Here is a 14,337-nt window from a genome sequence, read left to right on the forward strand (position 1 = left end):
ATAAGCACGCACAACAGCCTTAAATCAATACCATTGTACCAACCTCGTTTCTGTAACGTCTATTCTTCTTCCAGAATGATAAAATCGGCATTAAACGGTTGGGCATTTTCAACAATTGCGTCCAACACAATGGAATAATTGCCGGTTGGGTTCAACTGAAAAAAATTGGTGTAACGTTCCTGTAATCCATTACCCGGGAACAATTTCTCTTTGATTTGCTGCAACGTTTTCAAATCCTTATCATGTTTCCCCTTCACGGTTTTGTACAAGCGGTCTTTTACCTGTGTCAGTTGTTTTTCCATACGTACACTTTCCGCCGCTGCATAGGCTTCCAAAGACGGATCAATGCTCAATGTCGTTTCATTCAATACACGTTTCAGTACTTCCATTTGCTTATCCAGTTCGCTGAAATCAACCTCATCGGATGCATTGGCTTCCAGGTACTCTTTGTTGAGAAGGTGTAACTCCTTGAACATATCCGCTGGTTCAAGGTGTAATTTTTCCATTTTCTCGGAAGTATTTTTATCGATCCATACCATGGAATTTCGCGTTTGCAACAACGGAAACAAAACATCAGCCCGGTCAAATACTGATTTTAACTGCAACCAATAATTGATTTCACCTGCACCACCAACGTAACACAAGTTGGGGAGAATGACCTCCTGGTATAGCGGACGCAATGAAACATTCGGTGAAAATTCCTCCGGAGCACGTTCCATCCAGTCCAGTATCTCAGGGATTAAATACGTCCCTTTCCCCGCAATTTCCACGTGTCCTCCAACGGCAACCAATCGCTCGCGAACACCCTTTTCAATGTAAAATAAATTGATTTCCCGCGGGACAATTTGCTGCTTTCCTCCCCGCTGTATCAACTGATCTGTTGTTTGGGTAATTGCATTAAACGAAAACTGCTCCTGTACGTCTTTTTTCATATACGGCAGGAACGAACGTTTTAAAACAGCATCATCGCCGTCAATGATCACAACACCATAACGTCCTACCAGGTGGTTCACCAACTTTCTGAATGCTTCTGTGTACTGGTTTCCGGTAAAAACAGATAACAATTCCATCAGTTCACTGTCCGGATGATTTTTAAACAATTCCGTCAATTGTTCGATGACCGGTTCCCAGTCCTTCATTTCAAATCGTCCGACAGGTCCCGTTTGTGCTGTTTCCCAGGTAATGGTGCGGTTGAACAAATGAAACGATTTAACCTCGTCGTAGTCGTGGTCTTCGGATGCCATCCAGAACACAGGAACAAAATTGTATTGCGGGTACCTCTTTTTCAGTTCTTGTGCCGAACGGATCACATGCGCTATCTTGTAAATAAAATACAGCGGCCCTGTCATTGCCACCATTTGATGTCCTGTTACAACCGTAAATGTATTCTGATTTGCCAGCAATTCAATATTTGCGGCAACTGCGGCATTTGTTTCAACTCCTGCATATTGCTTCTTGAGAACCTGAACCAATTGGTCTCTTTTCTCACTGGAAAACACTTCTTTTTTACGCTGAATCTGTGTTTCAAATGCTTCTGGAGAAAATGGTTTTGTAAGAAAATCGGCATATACAGCCTGGTTATACGACATGTCCAGTTGCTGTTGCGAAAAAAAGCCTGTCTGCTGACGGTGAATTGTTGAAATTTTCATGGCACAAAGGTAGCCGTTTCGGAATTAGCGGATGGGGTCGTGTAGCTAAATTTTGCTAAATATTCCTTAAATTATAACAAGTCAAATCGTCATAGGAATGCAAGAATAAAGTGTCTTTTATAGCATTAAAAAGGACAGAACGCACAGCCAACGGAGAGAGGATGTTTGGAGACCAACCGGTGTTAATATATTCTCAATTCAAAGGAATGATTATCTTTGTTTGAAACAATTCAACATTTATGAAAGTAAATCCGGCATATGCTACCAGGGAAGAATTGGTAGCACTTTATAACAAACCTTTACTGGAATTGGTTTTTGAAGCAGCAACAATCCACAGACAATACCACAACCCGAGAGAAGTACAAATGTCTTCTTTGCTGAGTATCAAAACAGGCGGTTGCCCCGAAGATTGTGGTTACTGTCCGCAGGCTGCACGTTACCACACAGATGTTGACGCCCATAAGTTGATGACTGTCGACTCAGTAATCGAACAGGCGAAAAACGCAAAAGCAAACGGATCATCCCGTTTGTGTATGGGAGCTGCATGGCGCGAGGTACGTGATAACAAAGATTTTGACAATGTGATTGAAATGGTACAGGCGGTAAACGACCTGGACATGGAAGTTTGCTGTACATTGGGAATGATGAATGAAGAACAGGCACGTCGGTTGAAAAACGCAGGTTTATTTGCATACAACCACAACCTGGATACATCGCCTGAATATTACGGAGATGTTATTTCCACTCGTGATTATGAAGACCGTTTGAATACGATTGATAACGCCCGAAAAGCAGGTATTTCTGTTTGTTCAGGAGGAATCATCGGGATGGGTGAAGCGGTGGAAGACCGGATGGGGATGCTGTTGAGCTACATGGCAATGGAAACACCACCGGAATCGATTCCGATCAACGCGTTGGTTGCCGTGGAAGGAACGCCGATGGCGGAACAAAAGCCGATTGAACAGTGGGAATTGATTCGCATGGTGGCGACAACACGCATCGTGTTCCCGGAAGCAGTAGTGCGTTTATCCGCAGGAAGAACTAAAATGAACATGGAGGCACAGGCATTGTGCTTTATGGCAGGAGCAGGTTCTATTTTCGCAGGAGACAAATTATTGACGACTCCGAATCCTGAGTTCAACGAAGACAAGGAAATGTTTGACATCCTGGGATTGATTCCGACACAACCGTTCCAGAAGGGAGAGAAACCAATGACGATTCCTGATCCGAAAATTGAGGAGCGCAAATTGAAAGAAGCGCAACGTGCAAAGGAACTGGCAGAAGCAAGAGAGAAAGTGAAAGATCCGAACTTCCAACCAAGAAAAGTAAAGATCGAAGCGTAATAAGATACTTTTTGATACATCCCCGGTCGCAAGGTCGGGGATTTTCATTTTTAGTCCCTGCAGATGGTTGAAAGAAGAAATAATTATTAACCACATAGTGCACATAGATACATAGGTGAATCTGTGCTTTAACTATAGTGACACATAGTAGTTCATTACATGAGCTAATTTATTACAGCTGTTGTATGTAAAAAATGGCCCGATACAGTAAGTGAATTAATCTATATTTTATGTGGTTCAAAAAAGACAACATCAATTCTGTGGTTGTTCCACCTGCTCATAGCGACGTGCCATTTCTGCAACAAATTCTTTGTAATAGTTATTCTCATTCCGGTGATCAAATGCTGTTGCAATCCGATCGATTTCTTTTTTTATAAAATTCAGTAATTCTGCCACCTGGTAGACTTCATTCTCCGGGTGTAACTCCGGATGTTCCGGAACAGAAAGCTGAATGGTTGTCCGACCGGATCGTTGCAGTCGTTTGAAGTACACCTGTGCACCGATCAAAAACTCCAGCTTCGGCAGATCCGAAACAGGCTTCAGTACAAACGGGAATTGTTTCTCAAACACCTCCCTTCCAATCGAAAATTGCGCTGTAATTCCGTAGTAAATCAAATGAGAGGATGCCACATACAACATTCCGATTGTCAGATCTATTTCACGACTGCTTTTCACAGCATAGATTTCTGCTTCTTCCCACCTTCCCAGCATCATGGTAGCCAGCATTGCAATGTGATATCCGTAGCGTTCATTCAGATGACAGGTTACCTGTTGGCGGAGTACAGGATCCAATAGCTCCAATACTTCTTCATATTTTCCGAGGTTGATGAGGTGTGTTTTTGTGAACAATTTGCGGCAGTCCCTGCAGCCGGTTAATATTAAAAAATCGGTTGTTTCATAGTATTCCAGTTCTTTTTCTGCCAGTTCCAATTCTCCTGTTTCGGTATAAAATCCAAACTTACTTTGATGGACAATTTTCGCACCTACACCTTCTTCCCTGCAACGATTTTCGAAGTCGGTCAGTAGTTCTGTTAATTTAGACTTCGGGATGGAAGTATACTGTTTTGCAAAGATGATGATCCAGCGGTAATACCACAGAATTTGCAGGTAATCAAACCGACTCCTGTTTTCTTCACTTATTTTCAGCAACCACGGAAACATGGAAATAACCAGGTCAGGGCGGTGGAGTCCATTGTGAATAGAAATCAATGCAAGTCTGACACGGTATTCCATATCCAGGTCTTTTCGTTCCTGTGTTTTTTGCAAACAACGCAACGCCAGGCGTTCAATTTCATTGGTATGTGGCCGCTCTTGTTCAATATAGCCAACTGCTTTTTCGAGCTCTTCCGGTGTTTCAAGCGAATACATCAATTGTCTGTTTTCGGTGCTTCAACACGTGCGTATCGTTCTGCCAACGACACCACGAACTGTTTGTAGTGATTATTTTCATTTCGCTGATCCAGTGCACGCGCCAACCGGTCAACTTCGGATTGAATGTAATTCAGTACTTCCTCCACTGCATACCCCTCTTCTCCTGCCACCAGAATTTCCTGCTTTGGAAGGTTTAACCGAATTAACTGCTGGTTGCTTTTATACAAGCGTTTAAAAAACTCCAACGCACCTACTAAAAATTCCAGCCTTGGCACATCCGGCAATGCACCCAACAAGTATCGAAACTGTTTTTCAAAAATTTTCCGGCCTTTTTCAAACTGTCCGGTGATTCCATAATAGACCATGTGCGACGAAAACGGATATAGGAATGCAACATTCGGATTCAACTGCTTCATACTTTTAGCTGCAAAAAACTCGGCCTCTTCCCATTTTCCCAACATCATGTACCCCAGCATTCCCAAATGGAAGTTATATCGTTCGTTCGAATGACACGTAATTTCTCCCCGGAGCACAGGTTGAATCACTTCCAGTAATTCCTCGTACCTTCCTCTGTCTGCCAGGTAACAGTTTAAAAAAAGTTTGTCACATTTTTCACATTCATGAAAGATGTTGTATGATGTTGATTGCCACAATACATATTCTTTTTCTGCCAGCTCCAACTCTCCCATTTCCGAATAAAAATAAAACTTATAATCGTGAATGGTTTTTTCACCGATTCCGACTTCACGGCAACGTCGTTCGAAATCTTCCGTCAGTTCAAATAGTTTGCTTTTAGGAATGGAACTGTAATGTTTGGCTGCGGTAATGATCCAGCGGTAATACCATAAAATCTGTTTGTAATCATAACGGCCTTTGTTATTATCACAGGTATTGAGCAACCAGGGAAACATGGAAACGACCAGATCGGTTTTATGTAGATCATTATGAATCACAATCAATGCGATCCGAACCCGGTACTCAAGATCAATATCGTTGAATTCCTGTGTCTTTTTCAGGCAATTAAATGCCAGTTTTTCCAATTCGTTTGTCGAATTCCTCTTTTCATCTTCAATGTATGAAATCGCTTCCAAAAGCCCTTCACGTGTATTCAGCGCAATATTCATTCCCATACCTGTTATTTTTCAGTAGTTGCATATCGTTCCACTAACGACGCAGTTTGTTTTCTATAATAATCATTTTCATTGCGTCGGTCGAGCGCTTCCGTCAACCGGTTCATTTCATCCCGGCAGTAGCTCACCAACGCATCGACTTCATATCCGTTTTCTCCCGCCTGTACTGCTGTAAACCCCGGAAGTTTTAAATGAACGAATGTACGGCCACTTCTATGTAATCGGCTGAAAAACTCCTGTGATGCGGTAAAAAATTTCAAGCGTGGCAGATCGGGAACTGACTCCCGGGCATGTGGCAACTGTTTTTCAAAAAGAATTCTTCCTTTTTCGAATGCTCCGGTGATTCCATAATACAATAGGTGAGAAGAAAACGCATATAAATAACCGACATCCGGGTCCAGGTGTTTTCGGCTTCTGACTTCATACATCGTGGCTTCTTCCCAGCGTCCGAGCATCATACAGGCGAGCATGGCCTGATGAAGACCGAAGAGTTCGTTCCCATGGCACGTAATCCTTCCATCCAGTACAGGCTGAAGCAGCTCCAGTAATTCTTCATATCTTCCTTCCGCTGCAAGGTAAGCATCCAGGAATACTTCATCACATTTTTTACACGGAAAAAAAACAGCATACGATGCCGCCTGCCAAACAGCGTATTCTTTTTCAGCCCGTTCGATTTCTCCCATTTCAGAATACAGGTAAAACTTGTAATGGCTAATCATTTTTTCACCGACTCCCATTTCCCGGTAACGCCGTTCAAAGTCATCAAATAATTCAATCACTCTTGTTTTCGGAATAGCACTGTATTGTTGTCCGATCGTTATTATCAAACGATACAACCGGAGTATATACTTGTAGTTGAATCGCTCCCGGTCTTCATCACATCGCTGCAACAGCCAGGGAAAGGTAGCAAGCATCTGATCATCTTTATGCCGGTTGTTATAATACGAAATGAGCATCGCTCTTACTTCAAACTCAAGATCTATGTTTTTCAATTCCTGCGCTTTCCATAGCAATTTTTCTGCTATTTTCTCCTGGTATCCGGAAACATAGTCTGCATGCTCTTCAAAATGAACGATCGCCTGTTTCAGTTCTTCTGCTGTTGTAATCGGAAGCTGCTTCATGCTTACAAAATTTTATTCAGCAATTGCTCCATGTTGTTGTTCATAATGTCCATTTCCTTTTTGTTGAGCGGATAATGTCCCAACAGCATTGAGTTGATGTACATCGTTTCCATAAACAACTCATCGCTGGCTCCCGTTGTTTGATTCAATAGTTTCTGAATGGTCGGATTGTTCAGATTGAGAAACAGTTTGGAATGATAGGCTTGTTCAAACGAGAACACGGCTCCCGTGATACCTGCCCATAGATCATCACTCTCCTGCTGAATATTTGCTACATCCCGTTCAATCAAGCTTTGTTGCGACATGTAGAAAATCATGGGCAGTGAATCCGGCGAAAATTGTTTGATTTCCAATTCACAGTTGAAATAATCCAGGTGGTATTGCAGTTGTTTCAGACGGTCTCTATACCGGTCGGTCTCTTCCAAGGAAACATCTTTCAATATATTTCCGAAAAATTCGACGTCAATGGCCTGGTAAATGGCTGTCTTATCCTGTTCATTCAGGCGGTTAAAAATTTCCGTATCGTAGATGTAACCGGAGTTGATAATTAACTGCCCGTTTCCTCTGGCAACCGGCAACAGTTGTTTGAACTGATCGAGGTCAGGAACATATAAAATCATTTTTGTCTGCTGTTTGATTTCTTCCAATGTAAGCAGTCCTTCGGAAGTGGGAAAACGGAACCATTTTGAAATGAAGTGAAAGAATTTCTCATCATTCAGAGCGAGAGATTTCAGCGCGGTTCCGTGTGTTCCGATAAGGTGATGCAGGAATACCGGGTCTGTTTCACTCAACCGCACCAAAAATTGTTTGATACATTCTCCCAAATCTTCCCGCACATCCTCCAATACCTGATTTTTATAAATTTCTTCCCGCGAGGCTGTCGGACTGATATTTCCGGAATTAATCATTGCTCGCACAAAGAATGCCCATTCCGGTAAAATCGTGGTACAATGATCCGTAATGAACATATTTTTGATGTAGACCGTGTGTGCATTATTGGTAATCGCATGTGTTGTCCGGGGAATGATATATGCAACTCCGGTTGTTTTTCCGCTTCGGTCCTTCAAGGGAATGTACCGCTGGAATTCTTCTTTGAATGTTCTTCGTCCGACAGCAATCACTTCTTCTGCCGAGACCTTCCATGGGAAATCACGCTGAAAATTATTTTTCACTTCATCATTCACGAGACACCGAATCGGGAGATTCAAATATGTTCCATAGCGTCCAAGCAGCGACTGCAATAAATCTTCATCGAGTTTGATCGCATCCTTTACCCGCAAATATACACTTGTACCAACCGGAATTTGCTCTTCGATGTTCATTTTCTGATAGGTTCCGTTGATGTTTCCGATCCATTTTACCGCTTCTTCATTTTTAGCGGATTTACTGATTACAATGACTTCATCGCTGATCATAAAACACGACAACAACCCAATTCCGAACTGGCCGATGAAACTTTCCCGGTCCTGCCGGTTTGACTTTGAACTGGAACCAATCCGCGACAAAAATTCGTCTACTTCCGCCAGTGTCAACCCAACTCCGTTATCTTCTACGCTGATCGTCCGTATGCCCCCTGACACCATAAAATTGACCGTAACGGCGGGTGTAAAGGTATCTCCGAGGTGTTTTCTGGCATTGATCGCATCTACGGCATTCTGTAATAATTCCCGCATAAATACCTGGTAACTGCTGTATAAACTATCGGAAAGGACTTTTAAAACACCGTTCAGATCAACCTGGAATAATGAGTTAGATGACATATTATCTGGATTAAAATAAAGCAAGGAAGTAAATTTAATCATTTGATTGACACGATCGTCAAATTCCTTATATTTGATACTCAACTATCAGGACAGTTATGAAAACAAACCGACAATTACGGGTGGACAACCCATGCCCCTTTCTTTTGGAGCGAATGAAAAAAAATGACGATGGTTACTACTGCCGGTCGTGTTCGAAAACAATCATTGACTTCCGCGATAAAACAACTGCGGAAATCTGTTCTTCTATTGATGAAAACACGTGTGGCATTTTTTACCGCTATCAATTGACCGGACAGCAAAAAATGTCCGCATTCAGACAAGCAGCATTCTATTGCCTTGTGTTTTTATCGTTTCTCGGATTTAATGTGAAACCTGTTTACGGGCAAAATTCGCATCCTGCTACCGAGCAAAGTCCAATCCAACTCGCACCGGAAAAGGACAAAGAGAAAAAAACAAAGAAGAAAGATAAATCCTCAAAAGGAAAATCCGGGAAGAAAAAGGAACAGTATAAAACGATCGGGACTCCTGCGTTTTAAAACCTTATTTTACCAGTTTCAATACATAACTGCTTCCATCAACTGAGATGTGCAGAAAATAGATTCCCTGTTGCAGACCACTCGTTTCGAGGTATGTTCCGGTATGCGTTTTACGAATTTTTCCGTTCACGTCAACCAGGGTGATTTCGATATTGTAAAATGGTTGTTCAATGGAAATTGTTATCCCATCCTGCACCGGGTTCGGATAAACCGCGATCGTATGTTCGATTGCCGGAAGTCCCAGCAAACAGGAGAAATCTGCTTTTTGCGCATGTGCTGTCAATCCGAATGTCGGGTTATTGACAATCGTTTGTCCGTATGCTGTCAACGTTGAAAACTGTCCGTCAGTTGCGGAAGCAGGATTCCCCGGTTCATTGGCTGTCATATTCCGCACTGCACATTCATCCCGGTTCCAGGTCCATGCCAACCAGCCCATTTGTCGTTCCTGTGCTTTCGCCAGCAAACTGTTCATCTGAATGGCATTGCAGGAAAAATCAACATTTCCAACCTCCCCGAACACCACAGGAACAGTTAATCCCGCTAATTGGTTGACAATTGATTCCATTCCCCCTGCTGTTTCGTTCCAGTATGCATGACAACTCATGATAATCCGATTCAAGGGATCGTGATTGTTAAATGCTACCGCATGGTTGATTACGGTTTGGTAATCCATTCCATAATTCGGTGCGTCAATCATGATCGGCACATCAATTCCTGCATTTCGCAACCGCATAATGACGTTTTTGTAATGTGTCACCCATGTTGTAATTTCTGCTGCGTAGTTCGGGTTCAACGTATAATTTGGCGCAGGGTACATGGCGGGGCCATATTCATTAGCCACATTGACAAACAGGTGTGATTGATGTTTTTCAATCAGTTCCAGCACCGGCTGACTCGTCCACCACCCGACTACCTGCGCATTGAACAAGGTTGTATCCGTGTGGATGTGTGTAAAATCGTGAATTTCGAGAACGGTTGCTATGTCTGCAGCCGCAAAACGGGATATCACACTATCTAATCCCGTCAATGTCAATTGTGGCCGTGCCGGTTGTCCGTAATCTACATACCACTGAACGCGCACTGTATTTGGATTTGCCTGGATAATCTGTGTTGAAAGCTCTTTCCCGTTGTTCAGATTTCCCGGAAAATTCCAGTCATCCGCCAATGAGTAATTCACACCGCGCATAATGAATTCATTTCCACATGGATCGATAATTTTGTTTCCACTGGTTTCAAACAATTCGGTTGTTTGCGAGAAAGTACTTCCAAATGAAAGTAAACTGATAAGTAGCATGCAGGTTGACTTGCCCATAATCCTCTGATTTTAAAGCACAAATTTAGGAATAAAAAATGAAATCAGAAAGCAGCCTCCCCATTCCAGAGACCAACTCCAAACCTTACACCAAAATGAAAGGTGCGTGCTTCGTATTTATTAAATCCGACTTTAAAAAAAGGAGCCACCGTATACCAATCCGCCAATCCGAAACCGCCCGCTATTTCAATAACATGTGTTTCAAACCACCTGTCTCCGTTCGACAATCCGGAATTCGTCTTGTAGAGATCAATCTTGTTGAACTGGTAACCGTACAGCACCTGGATTTGAACAAGTCCGCTTTCCAGGTAAACTCCAGGACCGAACAAAAAAGCAAAATTAGCCGCTCCCTGTGTCCGCTCTGATCCGTATGGGATGGAAAACGGGCTGTAGGTAACAAAACTATTCAACTTAACATACGGCATAACATCCTCATCATCAGCAAATGCCCAGATACCTGAAAGACCAATTGACGGATTCAGAACCGGGGTCCCGGAACGGATTTGTTTTCCTGCCTCATGCAAGACTGGTGTTTTGTAATGTGTATACAATTCTGTTCCGGTCAGTACCTGTACTCCGAGATATGGCTGTGCCTTTGCAGTAAAAGAAATGGTAAGAACAGGAATAAGGAGTAATCTTATGAGCTGGTTTTTCATATATAGCAGATTTTTCACGGAATCATACGTCCTTTTTTCTTCTGATTTTTCTTCAGGCGTTTCTTATTTTCTTTCACCGATTTTTTTGCTGCTTTCGACTGCATATCCCAATGACGTTTGTGTGCCGCCTTGTTTTCTTTTTTTGCTGCCTTGGCTTCTTTTTTACGTTTTTTAGCCAATAATTCTTCTGATTCCGCAACGGTCTCAGGAGTTTTTCCAACTTTTGAGCTGGCACATGAATCCATAAAAAAGAGCGTTCCACATACTAAAAGAGGAAACATGATCGTTCTAACGTGCAGATTCATATATTTCATACTTTTGTTTTAATTACTAAAAACGCAATGAAGTTATCAATTATTTTTAGTCTGGTTCTTATTTTTCTGACAAGCACCTCCTCCTGCAATAAAAACAGACGGCATCCCGTACCAAGTATCCCATTCGACATCAGTATTAACATCAATCTTCCTTCTTATAGTAATTTAACCGGAGTTGGCGGATATGCCTATGTGCAAGGGGGTTCAAAAGGCGTTGTCGTTTACCGGAGAAGTACTTATGAATTTGTTGCATTTGACCGGCATTCCCCTGCCAATGACGGCACCTGTGAGGATCCGCTTGTAACCAATGATGATAATTTCCTGCAACTGGACGATTTGTGCACCGGCGCGACATTCTCATTGTATGACGGTTCTCCGCTTTCCGGGTCAGACTTTGGTCTGCGGATGTATGTTACTGTTTTTGATGGCAATTCAGAATTGAGAATCTACAACTGATCCCATCAACGGAACAAAAGTAGTTGAAACAAAATATGCCCACCAGCAACGGTGGGCACATTCGGTTTATGTCTGTATGTGTAATCTATTTGTTCAACCAGGCACGCAGCATCCAGTTTTCTTTTTCTTTTTCACGAATCAGATCACTCATAAACGCGCTTGTTCCTTCATCCGCTTTATCTGCAGCCAGTGTAAGAATCAACCGTTCTTGTTTCAACAGCGTCTGCTGTGCTTCCAGGATGTACTGCACTCCTGTTTTCCCGTCATTGATAATCGGATTTTCCTTGATTTCACTTTCAGCCAGGTACCCGGAAAAAGAAGAGATCGGCTGTAAGCCCAAGGTCAATAACCGTTCTGCCAATTCATCCACAATTTCCAACGCCCGTGTATACCATTCTTCATACTTCACGTGCAACTCAAAAAAATTCTCTCCTTTTATATTCCAGTGCAGGGACCGTAGATTTTGATAATGTAACTGGTAGTCTGCCAGTAATTTGTTCAATTCTTTCTCGTAATTCATATCCTTTTCCATGTTGTTTGTTTTTATCGTTTAACCAATGATACAAAAATAATCAGTTTGCTCATATAGTTTATATTGATTAATTTTATAAAATGATCGATAATTATTATAACATAACTCCTCAACAAATTAATTATATCCTGGAGTTGAACAATGAACGGAACTTTCAACGAGCGAGTGAAAAATGCTTCGTTACCCAACCAACCTTGTCTATGCAAATCAAAAAAGTGGAAGATTTGCTGGGGTTTGTGATTTTTGAACGTTCCCGCATCCCGTTGGAGCCAACCAGAGAAGGTGAACAATTGATTGAAATTCTGAAGGATGTACAGGTTGAATACAGCCGGATTTCCACCCTTGTACAGAAGTTAAACGGGAATCATACAGAACTCATTCGGATGGCTATCATCCCGACGGTCAGTGCTTATCTTATCTCCGATATTTTTGAAACAGTGCAACAGCAGATGCCTTTTCTTCAACTGTCCATTCACGAATTAAAATCAGAAGAGTTACTTGAAGCGATGGAAGACAATCAGTATGATATCGGCATTATGGCAGGACCTCAAACCAGCAGGCGGATGCGAACAATTCCGTTGTTTCAGGAAGAAATAAAGATTTATTATCCAAATGCTGCTCATCCGGTAATTGCTCCCGAAGAGCTGGAAGAAGAGCAGCCGTGGTTATTGAGCAAAGGAAATTGCCTGCGCACGCAAATGGTTAATTTCTGCAAATTGGAAAAAGACGAGTTGGAAAATAAATGGAATTACAGCGGCGGAAACATGGACATCCTGATCAAAATGGTTGATCTGAACGGGGGATATACACTTGTACCTGAATATTATCAATTGAACACACCTTATTTGAAACGTATTTATGATCCGGTCACCAAAGAATATCCCGCACGACAAATCATCGGAATCGTTCCCACAAAACTGTCAAAAAAAGAAAGTGTCGATGCTCTATTGCGTATCATCCAGGGACACTACAATACACAAAGGAAAGACCATTTCAGAGTATTAGACTGGAAATAAGTCCATGAGTTCTCCCGTATTATCCTCACAAATTATCGCTATTTTTACCCCGTGAAAATCCCGTCAAAACATATTGAAAACGTCGTTGAGCAGCTGTCCTCCCTTCCGGGAATCGGGAAGAGAACGGCGCTTCGACTCGCCTTGAACCTGCTCAATCGTTCAAAAGAGGAGGTCAGCACATTTGCACATTCATTCCTGGAAATGAAACAGTATGTACAAAAATGCTCGGGATGCGGAAATGTTTCAGACACTCCTGTCTGCTCGATTTGCTCCAATCCCTCACGGGATCATTCCACGGTCTGCGTGGTAGAAGACATCCGGGATATCCTGGCCATTGAAGCGACAGAATCCTATAAAGGGGTGTATCACGTACTCGGAGCGATCATTTCCCCCATGGACGGTATCGGCCCCAACGATCTGAATATTGATCCGCTGATTGAAAAAGCGGCATCCGGGAATGTGAATGAAATTATTTTTGCATTGAGCGCAACCATGGAGGGGGATACAACCAATTATTACCTGTTTAAAAAAATCAATTCCTTTCCGGTACAAATCACCTCCCTGTCGAGAGGTGTAGCAATTGGTTCCGAACTTCAGTACGCCGATGAACTGACACTTGGCAGATCCATTTTAAACAGGCAACCGTTTAAAATTCAAGGATAATAGACAAAAAAATGTTTGTTTATTCACATGACTTTCGATAGATTCGTATAAAATTTTAAAAACTAAACATATGTTAAAAGAATTTAAAGCATTTATCCTGCGCGGTAATGTAATTGATCTGGCAGTGGCTGTGGTAATCGGAGCAGCTTTCAACGCAATTGTTTCTTCCCTGGTAGCAGACATTATCACACCGTTGATTCTCAATCCTGCGATGAAAGCAGCAGGAGCAGAAAAACTGGACGGATTGGCATGGAATGGCGCATTGTATGGAAAATTCATTGCAACTGTGATCAATTTCCTTGTTGTTGCTTTTGTTCTCTTTATTGTTGTCAAAATGATGAACCGACTTCAAAACATGAGAAAGAAAGAAGAGACTGTTGAAGCACCAGCAGCACCTGCACCTACAAAAGACCAGGAATTGTTGACAGAAATTCGCGATTTGTTAAAGAAACAATAGCCATTTAACCACATTTTT

Annotated in this window: 15 protein-coding genes; 6 read left to right on the forward strand and 9 right to left on the reverse strand. The window is 42.2% G+C overall.

What is annotated here, in order from left to right; all coding sequences use genetic code 11:
- Window positions 1–59: 59 nt before the first annotated feature.
- Window positions 60–1,649 (reverse strand): bacillithiol biosynthesis cysteine-adding enzyme BshC, encoded by a 1,590-nt coding sequence (bshC, locus tag H9Y05_RS09955; RefSeq protein WP_216714193.1) that lies wholly within the window; start codon window positions 1,647–1,649, stop codon window positions 60–62.
- Between the two features lie 239 nt (window positions 1,650–1,888).
- On the opposite strand from bshC, the gene bioB reads away from it, so the two are divergent.
- Window positions 1,889–2,992, forward strand: coding sequence for a biotin synthase BioB (gene bioB / locus H9Y05_RS09960; RefSeq protein WP_163491723.1), 1,104 nt, complete (start codon window positions 1,889–1,891; stop codon window positions 2,990–2,992).
- 252 nt (window positions 2,993–3,244) lie between these two features.
- On the opposite strand, the gene H9Y05_RS09965 is transcribed toward bioB, so the two are convergent.
- Genes H9Y05_RS09965 through H9Y05_RS09980 form a run of 4 tightly spaced genes read right to left on the reverse strand, consistent with a single transcriptional unit; the run spans window position 3,245 to window position 8,374 of the window.
- On the reverse strand, window positions 3,245–4,360 hold the full coding sequence (locus H9Y05_RS09965; protein WP_216714194.1) for a hypothetical protein: 1,116 nt from the start codon (window positions 4,358–4,360) through the stop codon (window positions 3,245–3,247).
- Window positions 4,360–5,493, reverse strand: coding sequence for a hypothetical protein (locus H9Y05_RS09970; RefSeq protein WP_216714195.1), 1,134 nt, complete (start codon window positions 5,491–5,493; stop codon window positions 4,360–4,362). The genes H9Y05_RS09965 and H9Y05_RS09970 overlap by 1 nt, the downstream gene beginning before the upstream one ends.
- Window positions 5,494–5,498: 5 nt before the next feature.
- Window positions 5,499–6,614, reverse strand: coding sequence for a hypothetical protein (locus H9Y05_RS09975; RefSeq protein ID WP_216714196.1), 1,116 nt, complete (start codon window positions 6,612–6,614; stop codon window positions 5,499–5,501).
- Window positions 6,615–6,616: 2 nt separating this feature from the next.
- The gene (locus H9Y05_RS09980; protein WP_163491719.1) at window positions 6,617–8,374 is read right to left on the reverse strand and encodes an HSP90 family protein; all 1,758 of its coding nucleotides are present in this window, start codon (window positions 8,372–8,374) and stop codon (window positions 6,617–6,619) included.
- Between the two features lie 98 nt (window positions 8,375–8,472).
- Here H9Y05_RS09980 and H9Y05_RS09985 point away from each other — a divergent pair, with 98 nt between their 5' ends.
- The gene (locus H9Y05_RS09985; protein ID WP_163491718.1) at window positions 8,473–8,913 is read left to right on the forward strand and encodes a hypothetical protein; all 441 of its coding nucleotides are present in this window, start codon (window positions 8,473–8,475) and stop codon (window positions 8,911–8,913) included.
- Window positions 8,914–8,917: 4 nt separating this feature from the next.
- On the opposite strand, the gene H9Y05_RS09990 is transcribed toward H9Y05_RS09985, so the two are convergent.
- The 3 genes from H9Y05_RS09990 to H9Y05_RS10000 are packed head-to-tail and all read right to left on the reverse strand — an operon-like array spanning window position 8,918 to window position 11,162.
- Entirely contained in the window at window positions 8,918–10,225 is a 1,308-nt protein-coding gene (locus H9Y05_RS09990; RefSeq protein WP_216714197.1) for a cellulase family glycosylhydrolase, read from the reverse strand.
- A 44-nt stretch (window positions 10,226–10,269) separates the two neighbouring features.
- A complete protein-coding gene (locus H9Y05_RS09995; RefSeq protein ID WP_163491716.1) occupies window positions 10,270–10,881 on the reverse strand; it encodes a hypothetical protein in 612 nt (203 codons plus the stop codon).
- A 14-nt stretch (window positions 10,882–10,895) separates the two neighbouring features.
- Window positions 10,896–11,162 carry a hypothetical protein gene (locus H9Y05_RS10000; protein WP_216714198.1) on the reverse strand — a complete coding sequence of 89 codons (267 nt, stop codon included), beginning with the start codon at window positions 11,160–11,162 and terminating at the stop codon, window positions 10,896–10,898.
- A 60-nt stretch (window positions 11,163–11,222) separates the two neighbouring features.
- On the opposite strand from H9Y05_RS10000, the gene H9Y05_RS10005 reads away from it, so the two are divergent.
- A complete protein-coding gene (locus H9Y05_RS10005) occupies window positions 11,223–11,651 on the forward strand; it encodes a Rieske (2Fe-2S) protein (protein WP_216714199.1) in 429 nt (142 codons plus the stop codon).
- Between the two features lie 85 nt (window positions 11,652–11,736).
- On the opposite strand, the gene H9Y05_RS10010 is transcribed toward H9Y05_RS10005, so the two are convergent.
- On the reverse strand, window positions 11,737–12,183 hold the full coding sequence (locus tag H9Y05_RS10010) for a Dps family protein (RefSeq protein ID WP_163491713.1): 447 nt from the start codon (window positions 12,181–12,183) through the stop codon (window positions 11,737–11,739).
- Window positions 12,184–12,263: 80 nt separating this feature from the next.
- Between H9Y05_RS10010 and H9Y05_RS10015 the strand changes: the two genes are divergently transcribed.
- The 3 genes from H9Y05_RS10015 (at window position 12,264) to mscL (ending at window position 14,319) form a co-directional block, all read left to right on the forward strand.
- Window positions 12,264–13,199, forward strand: coding sequence for a LysR substrate-binding domain-containing protein (locus H9Y05_RS10015; protein WP_163491712.1), 936 nt, complete (start codon window positions 12,264–12,266; stop codon window positions 13,197–13,199).
- Between the two features lie 51 nt (window positions 13,200–13,250).
- Window positions 13,251–13,862 (forward strand): recombination mediator RecR, encoded by a 612-nt coding sequence (gene recR, locus H9Y05_RS10020; protein WP_163491711.1) that lies wholly within the window; start codon window positions 13,251–13,253, stop codon window positions 13,860–13,862.
- A 70-nt stretch (window positions 13,863–13,932) separates the two neighbouring features.
- On the forward strand, window positions 13,933–14,319 hold the full coding sequence (mscL, locus tag H9Y05_RS10025) for a large conductance mechanosensitive channel protein MscL (protein ID WP_163491710.1): 387 nt from the start codon (window positions 13,933–13,935) through the stop codon (window positions 14,317–14,319).
- Window positions 14,320–14,337 lie beyond the last annotated feature (18 nt).

Origin of the sequence: Taishania pollutisoli (genome assembly GCF_014518315.1) — a bacterium.
Taxonomy (GTDB): Bacteria; Bacteroidota; Bacteroidia; order Flavobacteriales_D; family Crocinitomicaceae; genus Taishania; species Taishania pollutisoli.

Bases quoted from the DNA above. Each gene is read 5' to 3' on its own strand.
- H9Y05_RS10015 (WP_163491712.1), top strand. From the start codon at position 12,264: ATGATCGATAATTATTATAACATAACTCCTCAACAAATTAATTATATC.
- H9Y05_RS09975 (WP_216714196.1), bottom strand. From the start codon at position 6,614: ATGAAGCAGCTTCCGATTACAACAGCAGAAGAACTGAAACAGGCGATC.
- H9Y05_RS09985 (WP_163491718.1), top strand. From the start codon at position 8,473: ATGAAAACAAACCGACAATTACGGGTGGACAACCCATGCCCCTTTCTT.
- H9Y05_RS10005 (WP_216714199.1), top strand. From the start codon at position 11,223: ATGAAGTTATCAATTATTTTTAGTCTGGTTCTTATTTTTCTGACAAGC.
- H9Y05_RS09995 (WP_163491716.1), bottom strand. From the start codon at position 10,881: ATGAAAAACCAGCTCATAAGATTACTCCTTATTCCTGTTCTTACCATT.
- mscL (WP_163491710.1), top strand. From the start codon at position 13,933: ATGTTAAAAGAATTTAAAGCATTTATCCTGCGCGGTAATGTAATTGAT.
- H9Y05_RS09970 (WP_216714195.1), bottom strand. From the start codon at position 5,493: ATGGGAATGAATATTGCGCTGAATACACGTGAAGGGCTTTTGGAAGCG.
- H9Y05_RS09965 (WP_216714194.1), bottom strand. From the start codon at position 4,360: ATGTATTCGCTTGAAACACCGGAAGAGCTCGAAAAAGCAGTTGGCTAT.
- bshC (WP_216714193.1), bottom strand. From the start codon at position 1,649: ATGAAAATTTCAACAATTCACCGTCAGCAGACAGGCTTTTTTTCGCAA.
- H9Y05_RS10000 (WP_216714198.1), bottom strand. From the start codon at position 11,162: ATGTTTCCTCTTTTAGTATGTGGAACGCTCTTTTTTATGGATTCATGT.
- H9Y05_RS09980 (WP_163491719.1), bottom strand. From the start codon at position 8,374: ATGTCATCTAACTCATTATTCCAGGTTGATCTGAACGGTGTTTTAAAA.
- H9Y05_RS09990 (WP_216714197.1), bottom strand. From the start codon at position 10,225: ATGGGCAAGTCAACCTGCATGCTACTTATCAGTTTACTTTCATTTGGA.
- H9Y05_RS10010 (WP_163491713.1), bottom strand. From the start codon at position 12,183: ATGGAAAAGGATATGAATTACGAGAAAGAATTGAACAAATTACTGGCA.
- bioB (WP_163491723.1), top strand. From the start codon at position 1,889: ATGAAAGTAAATCCGGCATATGCTACCAGGGAAGAATTGGTAGCACTT.